Source organism: Spongiivirga sp. MCCC 1A20706 (genome assembly GCF_046524175.1).
Lineage (GTDB): Bacteria > Bacteroidota > Bacteroidia > Flavobacteriales > Flavobacteriaceae > Spongiivirga.
On record NZ_JBEFZF010000002.1, the window covers coordinates 437,351 to 457,712 of the forward strand.

Genomic DNA, 20,362 nt, shown 5'->3' on the forward strand with positions numbered 1-20,362 from the left:
CAGTAACAATATTAGAGTTTGTTTGGATTAGTGATTAATAGTTTTGGTTGATGACCAAAGTAAAAGCCTCTTCTTTTGAAGAGGCTTTTTAAAAACTGATATTTACTATAATTTATATTTTGCTATAACAGGCCTTATTGCCTTTGCCCATTCTATATAAGCAGCTTGCTTTAGGTGTGTGCCATCTTCTAAATAATAGACAGCATTCGCATCCTTATTTTCACTTAAAAATGGATGTAAATTGACATAATCATAGGATTTTTCAGCACAAAACTTCTTCATAAGATCGTTTAAACTGTCAATCTGCCTATTAACTTTTTCATTATTTAATTGATAAAGTGTAGTTTGAAAAACTGGTTGTACACCAACAGCTTTAATTGAATCAAGATTTGTGCAAATATTTTTATAAATACGTTGGGTAGAAATGCCTAAGATATAATCGTTAATTCCCGCTTTAAAAAAACACAATTTAGGATTATTAGGAACCACAAAATCCTTAATTACCCATGATAGTTGTTGTGATGTCCAGCCTGGCATACCAGCATTAAAAACATCATTTCTGTTTAAAACTTCATTCCAATTACCAGCATGCGTAATTGAATTACCCAGCATTACGATGTTTACTTTCTTATTCGGGACAATCACCTCAGTAGGTGATTCTTCCATTTTGATTGAAGATGGCTTAAGCAAAAGCATGCATGCTAGTGCCACATTAAGAGCAATTGATAGGTACAGTAAAAACTTCTTACTCAAGTGCGTTCCCTGCTTCATCAAGTGCTAGATAAGGATTATACGCAACTTCCCATAGGTTGTTATCTATGTCGGCTACGTAACTACTATAGCCGCCCCAAAAAACCTTTTGCGGTTCTTTTATAATAGTCACACCTTTAGCTCTCAGGGTATTAATAATTGCATCAACTTCTTGTTGACTACGAGTGTTATAAGCCAAAGTAAAAGCTTTGAAGCCAGATCCTTCTGGGCTCACTTCGGCGTCTTCGGCCAATTTATCTTTTGGATAAAGCGATAACAAGATTCCGTTTAGCTGAAAAAATGAAATAAACTCATTGCTTGCATTCGTTTTCTTCCAACCAAATTTCTCTTCATAGAATGTCGTAGAAGCTTTAAGGTCCTTAACTCCTAAGCCTATAATAGTCATTCGTTGTTCCATGCAAGTTCTATAGTTTACGCAACCAAATATTTCGGTATTGAACCAGATTTCCGTGATCTTGTAACACAATTGACCCCTCCCCATGTGGTTCATTAAGCGGCGGGCCGATATATTCAGTAGAGCCTTTTATCTCAACATGATCCTGCACTACAACCCCATTGTGAATTACTGTAAAAGTGCCCGATTGTACTTTTTTGCCATTGTAAAAAATTGGTTGGTGAAAAATAATATCATACGTCTGCCATTCAGTAGGTGATTTGGTAGCGTTTACTAGTGGAATGGTTTGTTTGTAAATTGCCGTCGCCTGGCCATTGCTATAGGTGCGGTTGTTGTAGCTGTCAAGAATTTGCACCTCATACTTTTCCTGAAAGAACACCCCACTATTACCACGACCTTGACCTTCACTTTCAATTTTGTCCGGTGCGCTCCATTCCAAATGTAGTTGAATACTTCCAAATTTTTCTTTGGTTTTGATGTCGCCAGTGCCCGGCTTTACGGTCATTGTACCATCGCTATTGATGGTCCATTTGGCCGGAGTTTCATTTTTTCTATTGTGCCAAGCATCTAGATTACTGCCATCAAAAAGTACAATAGCATCCGAAGGAACATTGTTTTTATTAAATGAAATTTGTTTCGGCTCGTTGCTCCAATCCTCAGTCTCTTTTGGGCTCATTTCCGATTTCTTTTCCTGAGCAGAAAGTCCAAGAAAACCAACGAAGCTAATCGTAATTAATGTATAAATATGTTTTGAGGTCATTTATTGTAACTCTTTAATTTTAATATTTCGATACCAAACAATATCGTTGTGGTCTTGTAAACAAATTTTACCAGTTCTAAATTCACCAAAGCCTTCCCAGCCATTAAACTTGCTATCAGCGACCATGGCATCCCATTCAGGACCATGAACTGCAAATTCTGAAATTTTTATATCGTTAAGGGTTACTATTCCCTTGTTGACATTATGATCTATTTTGATCACACAGGTGTTCCATTCCCCTGCGGGCTTGGCAGCTTCTACCTTAGTGGGGATCATGTCATAAAGGGCGCCAGCCATTCGATCAGGACCATTTTTAGCATCGGGATGGCGTTCATTATCTAATATTTGAATCTCGGGCCCAGTGGCATAAGGCACACCAAATTTTTCACTTTCTTTTACGCTCCAAAAAATTCCACTATTACCACCTTCTGAAATTTTCCAATCTATTGATAATTCAAAATTGGTGAATTCGCCATTGGTTACAATGTCTAATGGTTTATTATCTGTACGGTTTTCTGGCGGAGTAAACTTCATAGCACCATCTTCAACGGTCCAATATTCTTCGACAACCTCTTTACCATAAGAATGCCATCCTGAAAGATCAGTGCCATTAAAAAGTGCTACAAATTCTTCCTTTTTCACCTCTACTTTTGGAGTTTCTGTTTCAGCGGTTTTTTCTTCCTTTTTAGTTTCCTTGCAAGCACTAGTTAATGCTAAGAGTGCCAATGTCCAAATTGCTTTTTTCATTCCTTTAAATGTTGAATGTTATAGTCCTAAAATTCGCTTTAATTTTTCTTTGTCAGTAGCCTCACCTGCGAAATCATCAAAACGTTTTTCGGTTGCTTCAATGATGTGACTTGCAATAAATGGGGCGCCTTCTCGTGCGCCTTGTTCAGGGCTTTTCACGCAGCATTCCCATTCCATTACGGCCCAAACATCACATCCGTATTCAGTAAGTTTAGTAAAGATGGTTTTAAAATCGACCTGCCCATCTCCTGGAGAGCGATACCGTCCTGCGCGATCTTTCCAATCACTAAACCCGCCAAAAGTACCTCGTTTACCATCTGGGATAAATTCAGAATCCTTTACATGAAACGATTTAATGAACTCATGATAATGGTCAATATATTCAATATAATCAAGCTGTTGCAATACAAAATGACTTGGGTCATACAAAATGTTACAGCGCTTATGGTTTCCTGTAGCTTCTAAAAATCGCTCGAATGTCACACCGTCGTGTACATCTTCACCAGGGTGTACTTCGTACGCCACATCTACGCCGCACTCGTCAAAAACATCAAGAATAGGGGTCCATCTTTTGGCCAACTCTTCAAAGCCCATTTCGACCAAACCATCTGGGCGCTGTGGCCAAGGGTGCATAGTATGCCAAAGTAAACTTCCTGTAAAGCTAGGACACGCATTTAAACCCAAATGCTTACTAGCATATGCCGCACTTATCATCTGTTGCCGTGCCCACTCTGTACGTTTCTTAGGATTATCTTTACAATTGTCTGGGGCAAAGTTGTCGAACATGATATCATATGCAGGATGGACAGCAACGAGCTGTCCCTGTAAGTGTGTGGCAAGCTCGGTAATTTCCAGCCCGTAACTATTTACTTTTCCTTTAAGTTCGTCACAATATGTTTTGCTTTCTCCTGCGACCTTTAAATCTATTAGGCGGTCTTCCCAAGTTGGAATTTGTATGCCTTTATACCCCAAATCGCTTGCCCATTCACACAGCCCATCAAGACTATTAAATGGTGCTTTATCGTCCATAAACTGTGCTAAAAATACCGCAGGGCCTTTTATCGTTTTCATGTATAACTTGTGCTTTTTGATTGGTTATTATGGGTTCTATTGATCAATATCAACCCAAATATTTCCTTTTTTGTGCGAATCGACCGCTTTTTCAATGAAATCCATTCCTCTTGTACCATCAATTACTGTGGGGAACTCTGCATGATCGTAGGCTTCACCTTTTATGGCTTTGGCTACACCTTTATATATATTTCCCATAGAATCAAATATACCTTCAGGATGTCCCGGAGGTAATTTGGTGCCATCAAGTGATAGCTCGGTATTGTAATCATGTCCCGGTTTTAAAACACGAAGGGGAGTGCCATCTTCCAAATGGTACAAATAATTCGGATTTTCTTGCTCCCATTTCAATCCACCTTTATCCCCGTATACTCGTATTGCTAAACCATTTTCTTCTCCTGTTGCAATTTGACTAGCGCGAATTACTCCTTTGATGGTGTTGTCTAAGCGAATCAAAACGGTGCCATCAATATCCATTTGATTATCATCGTATAGATAATTCAAATCAGCAAGAACTTTGGTTACGTGTTTCCCGGTAACAAATTCTACCATATCAAATGCATGTGTACCAATATCACCAATACAACAGCTAATACCTGATTTTTCAGGATCGAGGCGCCATGTACTTGAGCGTTTTGCCTTATCGTGAATAATGGGATTGATCCACCCTTGATAATAACGCGCATCTACTTTTTGAATAGCACCTATTGCCCCACTAGTGATCATTTTTCGCATCTGACGAACCATAGGATAACCGGTGTAAGTGTAGGTGACTGCAAAGATGCTTTTCTTTTCCTCAACTAATTTTTTAATAATTTTCGCCTCATCATAGGTAGTGGTCATTGGTTTTTCGCATATCACATTAAACCCGTTTTCAAGCAGGGTTTTTGCCATTGGAAAATGCAAAAAATTAGGAGTTAATATCGATACCACTTGCATACGTTCACTTTCTGGAAGCTTCGTTTCTTCAGCAATCATCGTTTCAAAATCAGTATAAATACGATCGGTTGATAATCCAATTTTGTTAGCAAAAGCAATGTTGTCATCGTAGTTAGGATTAAAGACTCCACCTACTATCTCATATTGATCGTACATTGCTGATGCAACACGGTGCAATACACCGATTAGCGAATCCCCACCACCTCCTAAAATTCCTAATTTTATTTTAGCACTCATTTGATTGATTTATTAAAATTGAGCTATTCTTTATATTCTATTTTTTCGTTTTTGAAGAACAGTGCGAACAATAACATTACTCCCGCAGCAAATATGGCAGGAAATATCCAAATGCTATTCCAGTCGTGAACTCCTTCTGAAATTAAGTTTGAATCTGTTATTTTTCCTGCAATGTAGAATCCTACTAGCATACCAACACCATAGGTTGCAAGCGTAATTAGTCCTTGTGCTGCACTTTTAAATTTTTCACCCGCCTTGCTATCTGTATAAATTTGGCCCGATACGAAGAAAAAATCATAACAAATACCGTGCAGGGCAATACCAATTAATAGCATAAATACAAGTTCTCCTGAGTTGCCATAGGCAAAAAGCAAATAGCGAACGGTCCATGCGATCATACCCACAAGAATGGTCTTTTTAAAACCAAATTTTTTAAAGAAAAATGGCAGTAATAGCATGAAAAGCACTTCTGAAATCTGACCAATAGTCATTTTAGCTGCAGGGTTCGCAACACCAATTTCTCCTAAAAACTGTCCGGCATGTTGATAGTAAAATGCCAATGGAATGCAAATTAAGATAGATGCAAGAAAGAATAACAAGAAGTTTCTGTCCTTTAAAAGTCCCAAAGCGTCAAGACCTAAAATATCAGAAATACTAACTTTTTCACCTGCACTTGCTTTAGGTGGGGTTTTAGGTAGCGTAAAACTGAAAATTCCTAAGATGGTCGATGCTACAGCGGTCATTAAAAAAGTGTTTTTTAGCAAGCCTTCTTTTACTCCAGCTTCAGAATCCCAAGCAAAAGCATAGCTAATAACAAGTCCCGCAATAATCCATCCTATGGTACCAAAAACACGAATAAATGAAAATTCCTTAGCAGGATCTTTCATCTGATTAAAGGCAACGGAATTTACTAATGCTAGTGTTGGCATGTAGCCAATCATATATCCCAATACATAAGGATAAAATGCTCCAAAATCTACAGTATTGGCCATTTGATACATTAGGAACGCGCCAATTAAATGCAATATTCCCAATATGCGTTCTGCATTAAAAAATCGATCGGCGATTAAACCTATAATGAACGGCGCCAAAATCGCCCCCCATGATTGTGTTGAATAGGCTGCTGCTATTTGACCACCATCGGCACCTAATGTATTTGGCAAATAAATTCCCATCGTTACGAACCATCCTCCCCAAATAAAAAACTCGAGAAACATCATAAACGATAGTTGCGCTCTTACAATACCTTTCATATATAATTAGTTTGGTTAATTAAAGTTATACGTTGTTAAAGTGTTTTAGCTACTTTTAAAAGCAAATCTCGAGTGGCGATAATACCCGCTTCTTCTCCAAGTCCTTGACCTTCATATTCAACACCAACAAAACCGGTATAACCGGCATCTTTTACAATTTTCATCATTTTAGTATAATCCGTAGCTGTTTCCAAACCTGTTTCAGAATTGAATTCGTGTGACTTCGCACTTACGGCAAATGCCTTTGGCATCATTTCTTCAACACCTTTATATCGGTCGTATTCTTCGACACATTTGGCGCCCCATTGTGCACCACCTTCACGCTTTAAGCAGAAGTTTCCAAAATCGGGTAAAGTACCGCAATTATCCATTGCAACGGTATTCATTACCTTCATTAATAAACCAGCATTAGATGATAGATAGCCGTGATTTTCAACAATCACATTGATATTTTTTGTAGCTGCATACTCAGATAATTTTTTGAGTCCGTCAGGAGCGGTCTTTAACCAAGTAGCTTGATCATTCGTGCCAAATAAATTAACTCTAACGGAGTGACACCCTAATACTGAAGCTGCGTCAACCCATTTTTTATGGCTTTCTACGGCTGCATCCCTATCTTTTTCATCTTCAGCCGCAAGATCACCTTCTCTATCAATCATTATTAGAACATTGGTAACGCCGTGTTTTTCACTTTCACTTTTCATTCTGGCAACAATACTATCCATTCCTGCCTTTTTATCATCATATTTTTCTAGCTCTTTAGTGTATAGCTGACTTACATATTCAATGCCCTCAAATCCCATTTCTTTGGCTTTTTTTGCAAAATCAAATGGGCTCATTTCACCACCTCTTATGGCACGATTTAATGACCATTGCGCAAGTGATAGTTTGAAGAATGGATCGGTCGATTGTTGAGGCGCTATTTGAGCAGTTTCGGCTTCTGAATTTTCTTTTTTATCAGAATTATTCTTGCAAGAAACAAGAAAAAAGGTCAAAGCAGCTAGTGTAAAAATTATTTTTTTCATTGGTTGAGTTTGTAGATGTATAATACTTTATCGTTTTCGTTGAAAGGTCGCGTAAAATTTAACGAAATCTAAAATTAAGCTATTTTCGAAAGCTTCAAAATAATACTTCAAATTTTATATATTTGATAGCCTTTTCAAGGAAAAATTAACAAATACCCAGTAATATATCAATCTATGGAGGAACAACCAAAATACGATGCTATCGTAATCGGTTCTGGAATAAGTGGTGGATGGGCTGCCAAAGAACTTTGTGAAAAAGGTTTGAAGACCTTGGTATTAGAACGAGGTCGAATGGTAAAGCATATTGAGGATTATCCGACCATGAATAAAGATCCGTGGGATTTTAAGTTTAAAGGAAATCAAACAGTAACGGAAGCAAAACGTCAAGAAAAACAGGCCCGTACAGGATATACTACAAGAAAAGCTAGTGCACATTGGTTTGTAGATGACATTAAACACCCTTATAACGAGACAAAACGTTTCGATTGGATGCGAGGCTACCATGTAGGTGGTCGCTCTATCATGTGGGGTAGACAAAGCTATCGTTTGAGTAATCTGGATTTTGAGGCCAACAAAAATGAAGGTATTGCTGTCGATTGGCCAATACGATATGAAGATCTTGAAAAGTGGTATGATTATGTGGAAGAATACATTGGGGTAAGTGGCGAAAACCTTGGGTTACCTCAGTTACCTGACGGGAAGTTTCTACCACCTATGGAGATGAATTGTGTAGAAGACCATTTAAAAAAGAATATTGCCGAAAATTACAAAGACCGTATTATGACTATAGGTCGTACTGCTCATAATACTTCTAAAACAAAACAATTTGAAGGGCGCAGCAATTGTCAATACCGTAACCGCTGTATTCGTGGTTGTCCTTTCGGAGGGTATTTTAGTTCTAACTCCAGTACCTTGCCAGCTGCTGAACGTACTGGAAATATGACATTAAGACCACATAGCATTGTTGCCGAGATTATATATGATGATAATACCAAAAGGGCAACTGGTGTAAAAGTGATTGATGCCGAAAGCAAAGAAACACTGGTTTTTAATGCTAAAGTTATTTTCTGCTGCGCATCTGCTATTGCATCCGCTTCTATATTGATGCAGTCAAAATCCAAGAGATACCCCAACGGACTTGGGAATGATAGCGGAGAATTAGGTCATAACATTATGGATCACCACTTAGGTGCTGGAGCTTCTGGAAAATATCCTGGGTTTGAAGATAAATATTATAAAGGAAGAAGGCCTAATGGTATTTATATCCCCCGTTTTAAAAACCTTGGTGATAAGGAAACAAAATCAGATAAATACTTAAGAGGTTTTGGTTATCAAGGCGGAGCGGGTCGCGGCGGAATTACCGAGCATGTAGCTGAAATGGGATATGGAGAAGAGTTTAAAGAAGAAATCTTAAAGCCTGGAGAATGGAGCATGGGTCTGGGAGGTTTTGGAGAAACCTTACCATATCATGAAAACAAAATGACGCTGGATTATGATAGACTTGACGAATGGGGATTACCTACCGTAACGTTTGACGCAGAGTGGAAAGAGAATGAGTACAAAATGCGTGAGGACATGAAATCAGAGGCTAAAGAAATGCTTGAAAAGGCTGGTTTTGTCGATGTGGTAACATTTGATAATGTAGCAGCTCCTGGTATTGGTATTCATGAAATGGGAACTGCAAGAATGGGTCGAGATCCTAAAACGTCTGTTTTAAATGCGAACAATCAAGTGCATGGGGTAGATAATGTATATGTAACGGATGGAGCTTGTATGACTAGTGCAGGGTGCCAAAATCCATCGTTGACTTATATGGCGCTGACCGCTAGAGCTGCAAATCATGCTGCTAAGTGGGTAAACGAAGAAAAATCAAAAGAAAATAACGCTTAATCATATAGAATGGATAGAAGAAGCGCACTTAAAAATATTGGATTAGGAGCAGGATATTTAGTAGCTACGCCTACGGTTCTTAGCTTACTGGAAAGTTGTAAAACTGAGGCGCCATGGACACCAACATTTCTAACCGAAGAAGAAGGTGTCGTCCTTCAAAAAATGGTCGATATTATACTTCCTAAAACGGAAACCTTGCCGGGAGCAAAAGAGCTAAACGTGGCTCAATTTATTGATAGTTTTCAAGCTGAGGTTGTAGATGAAGAAGGTCAAGCGATGTTTAAAAAAGGGATTGTTAACTTTATGAAAGCACTTGGTGTTAATGAAGAGAACCCCGCAAAAAAAGTAAAGAACGAAGCATACACAGCTATTTTTGATACCTACCTAAAGTTAAATAAGGATGAACGTAAGGTATATGATGAAGCTATTGGAAAGGCTTTTCAAGAAGCGGGTGAAGATGGAGAGCCTGAACTAACTACTGAGCAAATGTTATACTCATTTTCTCACAATATAAGAGGCACTAGCGTTTGGGCATTTACAACTAGTGAGACTATCGGTGAACGGCCAGAAGTTTATTTGCCTGTACCTGGACAATTTGTAGGTTGTATACCATTAGAAGAGGCCACCGGTGGCCAGGCTTGGTCCCTATAGCCGATGCATCCAACTAAATAAAATTGGGTCTGTAATCATTACAATGTGATACAGGCCCTTTTTATTTGGGATAATGAAAAGTCAAAACAATATAGATTTAGATAATTACTCCAAATTAATTACAGGCTTATGCGAAATTTTGAAGTTACAAGAGTTTGCTATAAAACAGAGTTTATTGGCTTCATGGTGTAACTGATGCGCCTTTTCTAAATCACTTTCGGCTGAAATGGTAACTTTAGGTTGTAAGATAACCTCTGTAAAACGTCCACTACCATCTTTTGTTTCTTCCATGATACCACTAGCTTCATCTTGATATCCTAGAACTATTATTTTATGTGTGCTACATAAATGCAAATACCAAAGCATATGGCAAGATGATAAAGAGGCAACTAACAACTCCTCCGGATTGTAATGTTCAGAATTGCCTCTAAACGAAGGGTCTGACGAGCTGGGAATAGCTATTTTTTTATTATTGGCCGTTATCGTATGATCTCTTGAATAAGAAGTGTAGGAAGTAGTGCCTTCGCCTGGGGCGCATGTCCATTTTAAATTTGTGGTGTAATGATGTTGTTTCATAACGTTAAAAAACAAACCCCAAAAGCCTTGAAAGCTCCTGGGGTTTTAAATTGTGTTTAATGAGATTCTTTTTATTCCACTATAAACTTTCCTTTCATTAGGGCCAAATGTCCTGGAAAACTGCATATAAAATCATAGGTTCCCGGAGCTGGGGCATCAAATTCGATAGTATCGTTTTGTCCACCGCCAAGCATTTTAGTATGTGCTATGGTCTCATCACCATCCGGAATATAATCATTGTCTTTAAAATCAACTGCCTTTAAAACATATTGCTGTAAATCTGTCCCTTGTTTTAATAATACAAAATTATGCCCCATAATGTTCATATCCATTTTACCGATATGAGTCAACGTAAGTTTTACTTTTTGTCCTGCTTTTACTTTAATTTCCGTTTTATTAAAACGCATTAAATCGTTTCCGGTTAAAGCGATTTCTGCAGTATTAGGGTCTTTCGACTCTTTTGTGTCACTTTGCCCTTTAAGTTGAATTTTTGGTTTGTCTTCTTTCTTTTCTTTACCACCACAACTTAACAAAGCGATAGAAAGAACTAGTAGATACGCTGCTTTAATTAATGTTTTCATTTACTGTAAAATTTATATGGTAAAGTTACAACTCATTCACGAAATTAAGTGAGCGTTTTTCGTTATAATATTGATTGTTTTTGTCATAAAACCCTACATGACCACCATATTTTGGTATTTCTAGATATAAAGTGTCATTTTTTATGGCTTCATCCTTAGGAAAGCACTTTTCTGATAAAAACGAATCGTTTAATGCATTGATTAACAAAGTAGGTGTTTTAATGTTTTGAAGATATGGCAAAGAGCTCGCCTTTTCGTAATAATCTAAGGCATCTATATAACCATGTGCCTTGGAGGTATAAAAATCATCAAAGTCCTTTAAAGTGATAATGTCTTTAATGTTTTTTCCCTCAAACCAGTCGGGGAATTGTTGTTGTTTTTGGCGTAATTTTTCTAACAAATTGCGCTTAAATCGGTTGGCGTAAACCTTATTTTTTAGTTTATGTATTTCTAGCATCGAACCATACAAGTTGCATGGTGCTGAAACGGCAATCGCTCCTTTTATGTGCTTAGGAATCTCGCGATCTTCTCCTAAATATTTTAATGTCAGGTTGCCCCCAAGACTGAAGCCTTTGATGATGATTTGATCATATTTATCTTGTTTGACAATATGATTAATTACCACTTCAAGGTCTTCTGTTGCGCCAGAATGATAGGTTCTAAATTGTTTATTAGGTTCACCGCTACAACTTCGCATATTCATTGAAACCGTATCAAACCCGTTATGATTAAATATTTTGGCACTACCAATAATATAAGGTCGCTGAGAGCTTCCTTCTAGCCCATGAAGTATAATGACTAGTTTAGTACTTTCACTTTTACTAAAACTCCAATCGAGATCAATAAAATCATGATCAGGGGTTTCAATGCGTTCTCGTTCGTAATGAACACCATTTACTTTTCTAACAAGACCAGCGTAAATAGTTGAAAAATGCCCATTTTTAAATAAATGTGGCGGATTGTAATTAGAAGGAATAAGCGGCATTAATATAAAATGTTGTCTTTTGGGGTAACTTTAGGAGGTAGGTTCTTTTCATCTAGCATATCGCGCAAATCGATCTCAATTGTTCTGCACAGCGCTGTCATTGGTACATCGTTGATTCGACCCTCAAAAGGATCCTCGCTATTGCTACCTACTTTTTCCATAGTAACGAAAATCCAGGAAATTAAAACAGAAAATGGAATCATTAATAATAGAAACCACTCTTTTTTCATCTCTGTGCTAATTTCATTTATCTGGTTTTCGAAAACAGATAATAATCCAAAAGGCAATAGCAATACAAAAATCCACGTGAATAATGTACTGAAATAAGCATACTGCCGGGGGAAGGGGGTGTTTTTAATACGTTCACACTTTCCCTGTAGGTTATAAAATTCAGCTAGAGTGTTATGAAAAGTTTGTTTGTCAAACTCTGTTATTTTACCATCATTTAAAAGTTGCTTAAGGTGTTGAGCCTGATTCTTTACTAAGTGAGTGGCAACATTTTTTCTGTTTTCAAGGTCTTGTTCTTCTTCATCGCTAAGAAAATTTTCAAGTCCTATACAAGTAGGGTTACGCTCTCCGTGACGGTCGAACATCCGCTCAACAGATTTCGATTCTTTGATGCTAAATGACGTGGGCTGCCTTAATTGAACTCTTAAGGCATTTAGCCACGCAATATGTCGGTAAATTAAAATTCGTTTCGTTTCAGGAACATCGTCAACAAGGGCTAAAACTTGATTGGCCCATGTTCGTGAATAGTTAACAATACCTCCCCAAATTTTTCTTCCTTCCCAAAAACGGTCGTAGCTCTGACTATTTTTGAAACCAATATAAAAGGCAACAGCAATACCAATAACACTTAAGGGTTGAAAGGGAATATCTATGGTATCCCAGCCTAAAAAATAATAAGCTGAAAAAATTAAGCCGGCCCATATGGTGAAAAATAATAAGTTTTTCCAAGCATATCTTATGATAATGCCCCAGCTAATATTTCTTTTTATATACATGTACGTAAAGTTATTGTGTGGTTTGTTAAAATTAGATAAAATTATTTTTAGTTGACCGATATTTCATGTTATCCAAACAAATTCTATGTACATTGTGAAACCTAAACGAAAAAGAAGAAATTGCGATTATTTTTAAAGTTGTTGCTGGTTTATATAGCTAGCATTTTTCATCTTTCCGCACAGGATACTACAGCTTATAAAAATCAGCTTAGTTTTTCGACCGATAATGATATTTTTGTTCCTGGAAGAGATTTTGATAGGTATTACTCGTTTGGAGCAAAACTTGGATATCAGTTTAAAAAGGGGAATTTTTTAGGCCTACAAAAGCTTTTTTTAAATAAAACAGATTATTTTTTCTCAATCGATGTCAGTATTGAAGGGTATACTTCCTCAAATGCCGAAAAATTTGCAGCAACCCTAGAAGTGGAGGGTCCTGAAAATTTTGATAGGCCTTGGTCAGGATTATTATATGCAGAATTAGGTACTACCTATAGCTTTCAAAGATCATTTTTCAAGTTAAGCGTCTTAGGTGGAATCATGGGGCCATCTTCACAAGCAGGAGCGCTGCAACTATATTGGCATGAAAATATTTCTGATGATTTGCAATATGAAGGATGGCAATTTCAAAATCCTGATCAGTTATTATTAAATGTTTCGGGCGAGTATGTATACGATCTATATCCTGAAGCAAGTACGTTTAACGTATTTACGAGTGCACAAGCTCGGGTGGGTAATTTATACATTGATGCATTGCCAATGGCTGGTTTTCGATTAGGATTATTTCAATCCATGAATAAAACGGCCTCATTTAACAATCAACTACTAGCTGATCCTGCGAAAGAAGAGCTCTTTTTTCAATCAAAAATCGGTTTAGGACTTGTTGCTTTCGATGGTACAGCTCAGGGAAGTTTAATAGGGTCGAACAGTCCGTATAAAATTGACGATCTTAGCAATGCGTATGTAACCATGATTCACGGGGTTTATTTCTCAGAAGATTGGCTTAGTCTTGGACTAGTTTTTACTTGGGAATATGGTAAAGTTGTGAAGAACAGCACCCATATTTATGGTCGCTTGCAAGGTAGTATTAGGTTTTAAATTTAAATCTTCATTATTAAAATGCTCAACTCAGTCTATTATAAAGAATTCGACATTCGTTGGAATGATCTTGATGCTAACAGGCATTTGGCAAACTCCTCATATATTGTATTTATGGCTCATACCAGAATGAGTTTTTTGGGGGAGAATGGTTTTGGCCAAAAACAAATGCAACAGTACAACTTGGGCCCAATCGTTTTTCATGAGCATGTGTATTATTTTAGAGAAGTAATGGCAGGATCGGTGATTCGTGTTACCATGGAATTAGGAGGAATGTCTGAGGATGGTATGTTCTACGAGTTTCGTCATAATTTTTATGATGAAAACGGGCGAAATATGACGTATGGAAATATGCTAGGCTCTTGGATCGACCTAAAAACCAGAAAACTTACAGCCTTACCAAAGGAACTGCTCGCAATTGTCGATAAGCTGCACCATACAGATGATTTTAGGATTCTTACTAAAGAAGATACCCGAAAAGAAGCAAAATTCCCTAAAGACCTTACTTAGCCTTCTTTTGGTTTTTTAGTAACTAAGTAAACACCTATTAAAACGGTACACGCTGCAATTATTTTAACAACGTTTAAGCTATCAGCCCCAACAATAATGGCAAAGGCTATAGCCATAAGTGGTTGCAAATACACAAAAGCCCCAATTGTTGAAGCTCTTAAATTTGTAAGCGCATATACATTTAACAGATACGTTGTAAACGTGGTTCCCAGAACTACAAATGCCATTCTCCACGAGGCGTCAAAAGGCAGGGATGACCACTGCACTTCTAAAAACTCTGATATGGTAACAGGAATATTCATTATCAACCCGAACAGGAATAACCACTTCATTAATGTAAATACATGGTATTTAGCGGTGAGCGGTTTAACAATTACCAAGTAAAAGGCATAGGCAATTGCATTGACAACAAAAAGTGAATTGCCAAAAGGAATGTTTGGGGCATCCATTCGTAGCTCTTGGCCAAAAATGATTAAGGTTAAAGCCCCGGCAAATCCCATGAAAATACCAAACCATCTCAATCCCTTTATTTTTTCCTTTATTAAGTAAGCAGAAAGAATAAACACTACAATAGGAGTTATGGTTATAACAATCGAGCTTTGAATAGGCGTTGATAGGCTCAGACCTTTGAAAAATGCCAACATATTAAGGCACATGCCAAAAAATGCACCGCCCATAATTCTGAGCCAATCTTTTTTGTCAATTTTTTCTTTTGGCGCCCAAATACTAATTAACCAGAATAAAAAGCTAGCACCTAAAACACGAAGCAGAATAAAACCAAATGGTTTAATATGGGTTGGCATCACATCTTTCGCTACCGTATGATTTATGGCATAGATAAGATTTGCACCAAGAGCAGCTAAAATGGCAAGCGTGCGTTTGCTCATTACAGTTATTTAGTGAATGGCATTTTTGGATTCCTCGACGGTCTTTTTACTATTCCCAACAAAAATCTGGTTATCTACTATCGTCACCGGTCTTTTTAGAAAAGTGTAATGTTCTAAAATGAGATTTTTAAAGTCTTTTTCTCCTAAATTTTGATTTTTAAGATCTCTTTGCTTGTATAGTTGCGCACGTTTGCTAAACAGAGCTTCATAACTTCCGGCCAAGGTTTTCATTTCATCTAGTTGATCGGCCGAGATAGACTCCTTTTTTATATCCTGTAATACGAAATCTGAAGGAAGATCGAGTTCTTTTATAATTCTAATACAAGTGCTGCAAGAGCCTAAATGATATATTTTTTTCATTGGTCAATTTTTGCGTTACAAAGAAAATTCATTTAGGTCAAATTCAGTTATATTTATAAAAAAATAACAGATGAATTTTGTCTTAGAAACAACAATGCAAAATAGAAAATTGTTGTACCACTACCTCAAAACAATTCCACTTTCAACACTTAATTATATCCCGGAGGGATTTAAGAATAATATTATCTGGAATATTGGTCATATCGTTTCGACTCAACAAGGCATTATTCAGGGTTTAGCGGGACGTCCGATGGTTGTTGATGCCAATTTCATATCACTTTATAAAAAAGGAACAAAACCGGAACGTGATGCAACAAAAGATGAGGTTGAAGACCTAAAAAAACTGGTTTTTTCTACTTTAGAACAGACTATTAAAGACTATGAGAATGGCGATTTGAAAGATTACAAAGGGCTTCATATCGCAACTACAAATTCTGACATTACAACTATTGACGACGCTATTAGTTTTAATCTTTTTCATGAAGGAGTGCACGTTGGTATTATAATGGCTTTGCTAAAAGCCGCTTAAAATGGATTACTATTCAATCGCAACGATATTAATCGTTTTATCGGCTTTATTCGGTTTTGTAAATGTTCGGTTTTTAAAACTGCCAATTACCATCGGTTTAATGGTGATCACTATCGTTTTTACTTTGCTTATTCTTGCATTGGGATATTTTGACGAAACGCTACTTTTAAAAGAGAAGGAATTTATCTCGCAAATAGATTTTAAAACGGTCTTGCTTGACGGTATGCTAAGTTTTTTACTCTTTGCTGGAGCCTTGCATACCAATTTTGAGCAGTTAAAAGTGCAGCGAAAACCAATCCTTATTTTTGCGACATTAGGTGTTTTGGCTTCTACTTTTTTAATAGGCGGATTGATGTTCATGGTTATGAAGTTGATAGGCTTGCCTGTCGACTTTATTTATTGTTTGTTGTTTGGGGCTTTGATCTCACCAACCGACCCCATAGCGGTACTAGGAATTTTAAAAAAGGCCAACGTGCCGAAGAAGTTGGAAACCAAAATAGTCGGAGAATCACTTTTTAATGACGGAGTTGGAGTCGTAATTTTTCTTACCATTTTTTCGATCGCAAAATCTACTGAAGTGTCATTTGATTTTATAGAGGTAGCAAAATTATTTGGCCTAGAAGTATTAGGAGGTATTGCTTTAGGCGCAGGATTGGGTTATGTGACTTATAAGATGATGAAAGCAATCGATAATTATGATGTAGAGGTTATTATTACACTTGCGGCGGTCATGGGCGGAACCCTGTTGGCACACAAAATACATGTTTCTGCCCCATTAGCAATGGTGACAGCGGGACTTATTGTCGGCAATGATACTATTCGAGGTAGTGCAATGTCAGAAATAACGGAAGCTTATGTCGATAAATTTTGGGAGCTGATCGATGTGCTTTTAAACACGGTTTTGTTTGTGATGATAGGCATGGAACTTCTAGTGCTAACTTTTGAAGGTAAGTTCGTCGTGGCAGGATTGATTGGTATTCCACTTGTTTTACTTTCAAGATATATTTCGTTGTGGTTACCTATTACGTTTTATGCCAAAAAATTGGATTTTGTCCCAAGAACAAATCTGATTATGACATGGGGCGGACTAAGAGGTGGTATTTCAATTGCACTTGCTTTGAGCTTAACAACAGATATGAATAGAGAACTATTTTTAGTCGTTACTTATATTATTGTTGTGTTTTCTATCATTGCTCAAGGCTTAACTGTTGGTCCTCTAGTTAAGCGTATAGTAAACAGTTCAAAATCGTAGTTGTAAGGAGTTTGATTTTTATTACACAAAGACGGGAACTAAGTTGCAAGATTAGGAGTATGTGAACCCATTAAATAAATGTAATTTTGCAGCGTTAAAAACACAATAATGAGCTCAGAAAAAACAAACTTCAATACAAAAACAATACATGGTGGTCAAGATAATGTAGACCCTGCTTATGGTTCAGTAATGCCACCTATATATCAAACAAGTACTTATTCGCAAACAACTCCCGGAGGTCATAAGGGTTTTGAATATTCTCGTTCCGCTAACCCAACCAGAACGGCACTTGAAAAAAGTTTGGCGAGTATTGAAAATGGGAATTTTGGTTTGGCATTTGGTAGCGGGCTAGCCGCAATTGATGCTGTTATTAAGTTACTAAAGCCTGGAGATGAAGTGGTTTCTACTAATGATCTATATGGAGGTACCTATCGCTTGTTTACAAAGATTTTCGAAGGTTTTGGGATTAAGTTTCATTTTATAGGAATGGAAAATGCATCAGATATCGAAAACTATGTGAACGCAAATACCAAGCTTATTTGGGTTGAAACACCGACCAACCCTATGATGAATATTATTGATATTGAGTTAGTAGCTTCGGTTGCTAAGAAGCATAACATTTTACTTGCAGTTGATAATACTTTTGCAACTCCTTACTTGCAACAACCGCTTGATCTTGGCGCCGATATTGTGATGCATTCTGCTACAAAGTACTTAGGTGGGCATAGTGATGTGGTTATGGGCGCATTGGTGGTGAAAGATAAAGATTTAGCGGACCGATTGTATTTTATTCAAAATGCAAGCGGAGCGGTATGCGGCCCTATGGATAGTTTTTTGGTCTTAAGAGGTATTAAAACATTGCACGTGCGTATGCAACGTCATTGCGAAAATGGCAAAGCCATAGCTGAATTTTTATCAACCCATCCTAAGATTGAGAAAGTGTATTGGCCAGGCTTTGAGACACATCCAAACCATGATATAGCTAAGCGGCAAATGAATGATTTTGGTGGTATGATATCTTTCGTAACCAAAGGCAATGATTATGATGAGGCGATTAGAATTGTCGAAAATTTAAAGATCTTCACTCTGGCCGAGTCTTTAGGGGGTGTCGAGAGTCTTGCGGGCCATCCGGCTAGCATGACGCATGCATCAATACCGAAAGCCGAGCGAGAGAAAACAGGGGTGGTCGATTCGCTTATCCGTTTAAGTGTTGGCATAGAAGATGTAAATGATCTTATCGATGATTTAAAGCAGGCTATAGGCTAATAATCTGTTTATCAATTATTTAAACTATATTGTAGTGTCAATACTGAAATGAGAATTGATTTTTAGGACCTTTCTAAAGTAATTCCACATGGGTAATTATTAATTTGAAAAAAATCGAATACATTTTTTATCAATACCATATCTTTGCAACCAAATTTTAATCAATAATTACGAATCCAATAATCAACCACACATATGCAAGCTAAGATCGATGCATTTATGGAAGAGGTTCGTGCGCGGAATGCGCATGAGCCTGAATTTTTACAAGCGGTACAAGAAGTTGCCGAAACGGTGATACCTTATATTGCTTCACAAGAGATTTATAATGGTAAAAACATTTTATTGCGAATGGTTGAGCCTGAGCGCGCTATTCAGTTTCGCGTACCTTGGGTAGATGATGATGGAGAAATACATGTAAATCGTGGGTATCGCATTCAAATGAATTCTGCCATTGGTCCTTATAAGGGCGGACTTCGTTTTCACCCAACAGTAACAATGAGTGTTTTAAAATTCTTGGCCTTTGAGCAAGTATTTAAAAATAGTTTGACAACGCTTCCAATGGGTGGCGGTAAGGGAGGTTCTGATTTTGACCCTAAGGGGAAATCTGATGATGAGATTATGCGTTTTTGTCATAGTTTTATGAGCGAGCTTTTCCGTCATATCGGTCCAAATACAGATGTACCTGCCGGTGATATTGGTGTAGGAGGCCGTGAAATCGGATTTTTATTCGGAATGTACCGAAAAATGAGAAATGAGTTTACTGGAGTATTAACGGGTAAAGGTCTTACTTGGGGTGGTTCAAAAATTCGTCCTGAAGCAACGGGTTATGGCACGGTATATTTTGCTCAAAATATGTTAGATACCAAAGGCCAATCATTTGACGGCAAAACAGTCGTTATTTCTGGTTCAGGAAACGTCGCTCAGTATGCAGCAGAAAAAGCAACTCAATTAGGTGCTAAAGTAGTTACACTTTCTGATTCTTCAGGATTTATATTTGACAAGGATGGTATTGATGAAGAGAAGTTGGCTTTTGTAATGGAGCTTAAAAATGTAAAACGGGGTCGTATTCACGAATATTGTGATAAATATCCATCAGCAGAATTCCATAAAGGAAAAACTCCTTGGGGAGTTAAGTGCGATATTGCACTTCCATGTGCTACGCAAAATGAATTAAATGGTGATGATGCAAAAACCTTACTAGATAACGGATGTATATGCGTTAGCGAAGGCGCTAATATGCCAAGTACTCCGGAAGCGATGCATACTTTTCAAAAGGCAAAAATTTTATTCGCACCCGGTAAAGCATCAAATGCCGGTGGGGTAGCTACCTCTGGTTTAGAGATGACACAAAACTCACTTCGTTTTAACTGGACTCGCGAAGAAGTTGATGAAAAGCTAAAGCAAATCATGGCAGATATTCACGCTAGTTGTGTTGAGTATGGCAAAGAAGACGATGGTAATATCGATTATGTTAAAGGAGCCAATATTGCCGGTTTTGTAAAAGTCGCTGATGCGATGTTAGCACAAGGGGTGGTTTAAACCTCATTACAAGTATAAGGAAAGACCCTGCTGAAAAGCG

Annotated in this window: 22 protein-coding genes; 8 read left to right on the forward strand and 14 right to left on the reverse strand. The window is 37.4% G+C overall.

The window, feature by feature from the left end; all coding sequences use genetic code 11:
• Positions 1–105: 105 nt before the first annotated feature.
• From ABN763_RS06075 to ABN763_RS06110, 8 genes are read right to left on the reverse strand one after another with little or no spacing between them, the layout of a single operon-like run.
• Positions 106–771, reverse strand: coding sequence for an SGNH/GDSL hydrolase family protein (locus ABN763_RS06075; protein ID WP_410484545.1), 666 nt, complete (start codon positions 769–771; stop codon positions 106–108).
• Complete coding sequence (locus ABN763_RS06080; protein WP_410484546.1) at positions 746–1,168, reverse strand: VOC family protein; 423 nt, start codon at positions 1,166–1,168, stop codon at positions 746–748. Before ABN763_RS06080 ends, ABN763_RS06075 begins: the two co-directional genes overlap by 26 nt.
• A 7-nt stretch (positions 1,169–1,175) precedes the next feature.
• Positions 1,176–1,925, reverse strand: a complete 750-nt coding sequence (locus ABN763_RS06085) for a DUF1080 domain-containing protein (RefSeq protein WP_410484547.1) — start codon at positions 1,923–1,925, stop codon at positions 1,176–1,178.
• Complete coding sequence (locus tag ABN763_RS06090; RefSeq protein ID WP_410484548.1) at positions 1,926–2,672, reverse strand: DUF1080 domain-containing protein; 747 nt, start codon at positions 2,670–2,672, stop codon at positions 1,926–1,928. It lies immediately after the preceding gene.
• Between the two features lie 18 nt (positions 2,673–2,690).
• Positions 2,691–3,743: a sugar phosphate isomerase/epimerase family protein gene (locus tag ABN763_RS06095; protein ID WP_410484549.1), complete on the reverse strand. Its 1,053-nt coding sequence runs from the start codon at positions 3,741–3,743 to the stop codon at positions 2,691–2,693.
• Between the two features lie 36 nt (positions 3,744–3,779).
• The gene (locus tag ABN763_RS06100; RefSeq protein ID WP_410484550.1) at positions 3,780–4,919 is read right to left on the reverse strand and encodes a Gfo/Idh/MocA family protein; all 1,140 of its coding nucleotides are present in this window, start codon (positions 4,917–4,919) and stop codon (positions 3,780–3,782) included.
• A gap of 23 nt (positions 4,920–4,942) precedes the next feature.
• Positions 4,943–6,172 (reverse strand): MFS transporter, encoded by a 1,230-nt coding sequence (locus ABN763_RS06105; RefSeq protein ID WP_410484551.1) that lies wholly within the window; start codon positions 6,170–6,172, stop codon positions 4,943–4,945.
• Positions 6,173–6,207: 35 nt separating this feature from the next.
• The gene (locus tag ABN763_RS06110) at positions 6,208–7,197 is read right to left on the reverse strand and encodes a TIM barrel protein (protein ID WP_410484552.1); all 990 of its coding nucleotides are present in this window, start codon (positions 7,195–7,197) and stop codon (positions 6,208–6,210) included.
• A 174-nt stretch (positions 7,198–7,371) separates the two neighbouring features.
• Here ABN763_RS06110 and ABN763_RS06115 point away from each other — a divergent pair, with 174 nt between their 5' ends.
• Positions 7,372–9,087 carry a GMC oxidoreductase gene (locus ABN763_RS06115; protein WP_410484553.1) on the forward strand — a complete coding sequence of 572 codons (1,716 nt, stop codon included), beginning with the start codon at positions 7,372–7,374 and terminating at the stop codon, positions 9,085–9,087.
• 9 nt (positions 9,088–9,096) lie between these two features.
• Positions 9,097–9,738, forward strand: coding sequence for a gluconate 2-dehydrogenase subunit 3 family protein (locus tag ABN763_RS06120; protein ID WP_410484554.1), 642 nt, complete (start codon positions 9,097–9,099; stop codon positions 9,736–9,738).
• Positions 9,739–9,843: 105 nt separating this feature from the next.
• Here ABN763_RS06120 and ABN763_RS06125 read toward each other — a convergent pair whose 3' ends face one another.
• The 4 genes from ABN763_RS06125 to ABN763_RS06140 form a co-directional block, all read right to left on the reverse strand.
• Positions 9,844–10,314, reverse strand: coding sequence for an OsmC family protein (locus tag ABN763_RS06125; RefSeq protein WP_410484555.1), 471 nt, complete (start codon positions 10,312–10,314; stop codon positions 9,844–9,846).
• Positions 10,315–10,385: 71 nt separating this feature from the next.
• Entirely contained in the window at positions 10,386–10,895 is a 510-nt protein-coding gene (locus ABN763_RS06130) for a plastocyanin/azurin family copper-binding protein (protein ID WP_410484556.1), read from the reverse strand.
• Positions 10,896–10,920: 25 nt separating this feature from the next.
• Complete coding sequence (locus tag ABN763_RS06135; RefSeq protein ID WP_410484557.1) at positions 10,921–11,880, reverse strand: YheT family hydrolase; 960 nt, start codon at positions 11,878–11,880, stop codon at positions 10,921–10,923.
• Positions 11,880–12,884 carry a bestrophin family protein gene (locus tag ABN763_RS06140; RefSeq protein ID WP_410484558.1) on the reverse strand — a complete coding sequence of 335 codons (1,005 nt, stop codon included), beginning with the start codon at positions 12,882–12,884 and terminating at the stop codon, positions 11,880–11,882. Before ABN763_RS06140 ends, ABN763_RS06135 begins: the two co-directional genes overlap by 1 nt.
• Before the next feature lie 120 nt (positions 12,885–13,004).
• Here ABN763_RS06140 and ABN763_RS06145 point away from each other — a divergent pair, with 120 nt between their 5' ends.
• Together ABN763_RS06145 and ABN763_RS06150 are read left to right on the forward strand one after the other, a co-directional pair.
• Positions 13,005–13,979: a lipid A-modifier LpxR family protein gene (locus ABN763_RS06145; RefSeq protein WP_410484559.1), complete on the forward strand. Its 975-nt coding sequence runs from the start codon at positions 13,005–13,007 to the stop codon at positions 13,977–13,979.
• Between the two features lie 21 nt (positions 13,980–14,000).
• Entirely contained in the window at positions 14,001–14,489 is a 489-nt protein-coding gene (locus ABN763_RS06150) for an acyl-CoA thioesterase (protein WP_410484560.1), read from the forward strand.
• Here ABN763_RS06150 and ABN763_RS06155 read toward each other — a convergent pair.
• Both ABN763_RS06155 and ABN763_RS06160 read right to left on the reverse strand, forming a co-directional pair.
• Positions 14,486–15,376 (reverse strand): DMT family transporter, encoded by an 891-nt coding sequence (locus tag ABN763_RS06155; protein WP_410484561.1) that lies wholly within the window; start codon positions 15,374–15,376, stop codon positions 14,486–14,488. The two genes, ABN763_RS06150 and ABN763_RS06155, sit on opposite strands and share 4 nt — an antisense overlap.
• A 9-nt stretch (positions 15,377–15,385) precedes the next feature.
• Positions 15,386–15,736: an arsenate reductase family protein gene (locus tag ABN763_RS06160; protein ID WP_410484562.1), complete on the reverse strand. Its 351-nt coding sequence runs from the start codon at positions 15,734–15,736 to the stop codon at positions 15,386–15,388.
• Between the two features lie 70 nt (positions 15,737–15,806).
• Here ABN763_RS06160 and ABN763_RS06165 point away from each other — a divergent pair, with 70 nt between their 5' ends.
• The 4 genes from ABN763_RS06165 to gdhA all read left to right on the forward strand — a co-directional run bounded on the left by ABN763_RS06165 (position 15,807) and on the right by gdhA (position 20,322).
• Positions 15,807–16,265, forward strand: a complete 459-nt coding sequence (locus ABN763_RS06165) for a DinB family protein (protein ID WP_410484563.1) — start codon at positions 15,807–15,809, stop codon at positions 16,263–16,265.
• A 1-nt stretch (position 16,266) separates the two neighbouring features.
• Positions 16,267–17,517 (forward strand): cation:proton antiporter, encoded by a 1,251-nt coding sequence (locus tag ABN763_RS06170; protein WP_410484564.1) that lies wholly within the window; start codon positions 16,267–16,269, stop codon positions 17,515–17,517.
• Between the two features lie 108 nt (positions 17,518–17,625).
• Entirely contained in the window at positions 17,626–18,783 is a 1,158-nt protein-coding gene (locus ABN763_RS06175) for a cystathionine gamma-synthase (RefSeq protein ID WP_410484565.1), read from the forward strand.
• Positions 18,784–18,978: 195 nt separating this feature from the next.
• Positions 18,979–20,322, forward strand: a complete 1,344-nt coding sequence (gdhA, locus tag ABN763_RS06180) for an NADP-specific glutamate dehydrogenase (RefSeq protein WP_410484566.1) — start codon at positions 18,979–18,981, stop codon at positions 20,320–20,322.
• Positions 20,323–20,362 lie beyond the last annotated feature (40 nt).

Coding starts and splice junctions, on each gene's coding strand:
- ABN763_RS06150 (WP_410484560.1), top strand. CDS start 14,001: ATGCTCAACTCAGTCTATTATAAAGAATTCGACATTCGTTGGAATGAT.
- ABN763_RS06085 (WP_410484547.1), bottom strand. CDS start 1,925: ATGACCTCAAAACATATTTATACATTAATTACGATTAGCTTCGTTGGT.
- ABN763_RS06080 (WP_410484546.1), bottom strand. CDS start 1,168: ATGGAACAACGAATGACTATTATAGGCTTAGGAGTTAAGGACCTTAAA.
- ABN763_RS06105 (WP_410484551.1), bottom strand. CDS start 6,172: ATGAAAGGTATTGTAAGAGCGCAACTATCGTTTATGATGTTTCTCGAG.
- ABN763_RS06140 (WP_410484558.1), bottom strand. CDS start 12,884: ATGTATATAAAAAGAAATATTAGCTGGGGCATTATCATAAGATATGCT.
- ABN763_RS06160 (WP_410484562.1), bottom strand. CDS start 15,736: ATGAAAAAAATATATCATTTAGGCTCTTGCAGCACTTGTATTAGAATT.
- ABN763_RS06125 (WP_410484555.1), bottom strand. CDS start 10,314: ATGAAACAACATCATTACACCACAAATTTAAAATGGACATGCGCCCCA.
- ABN763_RS06075 (WP_410484545.1), bottom strand. CDS start 771: ATGAAGCAGGGAACGCACTTGAGTAAGAAGTTTTTACTGTACCTATCA.
- ABN763_RS06090 (WP_410484548.1), bottom strand. CDS start 2,672: ATGAAAAAAGCAATTTGGACATTGGCACTCTTAGCATTAACTAGTGCT.
- ABN763_RS06115 (WP_410484553.1), top strand. CDS start 7,372: ATGGAGGAACAACCAAAATACGATGCTATCGTAATCGGTTCTGGAATA.
- ABN763_RS06100 (WP_410484550.1), bottom strand. CDS start 4,919: ATGAGTGCTAAAATAAAATTAGGAATTTTAGGAGGTGGTGGGGATTCG.
- ABN763_RS06130 (WP_410484556.1), bottom strand. CDS start 10,895: ATGAAAACATTAATTAAAGCAGCGTATCTACTAGTTCTTTCTATCGCT.
- ABN763_RS06110 (WP_410484552.1), bottom strand. CDS start 7,197: ATGAAAAAAATAATTTTTACACTAGCTGCTTTGACCTTTTTTCTTGTT.
- ABN763_RS06165 (WP_410484563.1), top strand. CDS start 15,807: ATGAATTTTGTCTTAGAAACAACAATGCAAAATAGAAAATTGTTGTAC.
- ABN763_RS06175 (WP_410484565.1), top strand. CDS start 17,626: ATGAGCTCAGAAAAAACAAACTTCAATACAAAAACAATACATGGTGGT.
- ABN763_RS06135 (WP_410484557.1), bottom strand. CDS start 11,880: ATGCCGCTTATTCCTTCTAATTACAATCCGCCACATTTATTTAAAAAT.
- ABN763_RS06155 (WP_410484561.1), bottom strand. CDS start 15,376: ATGAGCAAACGCACGCTTGCCATTTTAGCTGCTCTTGGTGCAAATCTT.
- ABN763_RS06120 (WP_410484554.1), top strand. CDS start 9,097: ATGGATAGAAGAAGCGCACTTAAAAATATTGGATTAGGAGCAGGATAT.
- gdhA (WP_410484566.1), top strand. CDS start 18,979: ATGCAAGCTAAGATCGATGCATTTATGGAAGAGGTTCGTGCGCGGAAT.
- ABN763_RS06170 (WP_410484564.1), top strand. CDS start 16,267: ATGGATTACTATTCAATCGCAACGATATTAATCGTTTTATCGGCTTTA.
- ABN763_RS06095 (WP_410484549.1), bottom strand. CDS start 3,743: ATGAAAACGATAAAAGGCCCTGCGGTATTTTTAGCACAGTTTATGGAC.